Source organism: Aminobacter sp. P4_D5 (assembly GCF_056401815.1).
Genome location: NZ_JBFUIP010000632.1, coordinates 1 through 753 on the forward strand (window position 1 = coordinate 1; position 753 = coordinate 753).

At 71.8% G+C, this 753-nt stretch carries 1 protein-coding gene and 1 pseudogene; both read right to left on the reverse strand.

What is annotated here, in order from left to right; all coding sequences use genetic code 11:
* Nucleotides 1-188 (reverse strand): annotated as a pseudogene (locus tag AC1DWF_RS33985) (hypothetical protein); the annotation flags it as partial.
* Nucleotides 189-198: 10 nt separating this feature from the next.
* A partial coding sequence (locus tag AC1DWF_RS33990; protein ID WP_476842890.1) for a lytic transglycosylase domain-containing protein occupies nt 199-753 on the reverse strand: 555 nt, incomplete at its 5' end.

Here is a 753-nt window from a genome sequence, read left to right on the forward strand (position 1 = left end):
CAGCCGGGATCGGTCGCCGCCTCGGGCAGCCGCGCAACGGCCAGGTATCCCGCCACGGTGAAGACCAGCGCCGCAGCCAGAGATACCCAGGCCGGCAGCAGCGCCAGCGGCAGGACGGCGGCCGAGCCCCAGGTGCCCGGCGCCGGCCGCAGGAAGCCGATGCCGCCGAGCGAGGCGATGGCCCTCATCGGCCTCCCCTCATCGGGCCCATGCGGCCATCGGATGCTCGAGAGAAGAGGAGGCCGGGCTCTTGGCGCGATAGACCGCGACGTTCTCGATCACGCGCTGCACGTAGTTGCGCGTCTCGGAAAAGGGGATGAGCTCCATCCAGTCCAGCATGCGAATGCTGCCGGACCGGGGATCGCCGAAGGTGCCGATCCACTCGGTCACCCGTCCGCCGCCGGCATTGTAGGCCGCGGCGGCGAAGGGCAGGACGCCGCCGAAGCTGTCCAGCCGGTCCTGGATATAGAAGGAGCCGAGGCGGATGTTGTGCGTGGGGTCCGTGGTCAGCCAGCCCACCTGGTGCGGCACGCCGAGCCGCCGCGCCACCGACTGTGCGGTCGCGGGCATGAGCTGCATCAGGCCCCTGGCGCTGGCGGAGGAGACGGCGTCCACCTGGAAGTTGCTCTCCTGCCGGGTGATGGCGAAGACTACCGCCGGCTCGGCCGAGCCCTCCGGCGCAGCGTACGGGGCGGGCCAGCCGTCCTCGACCAGCATGGCGCCATTCACGCCGCCGCGCCGCGCCACCCAGAC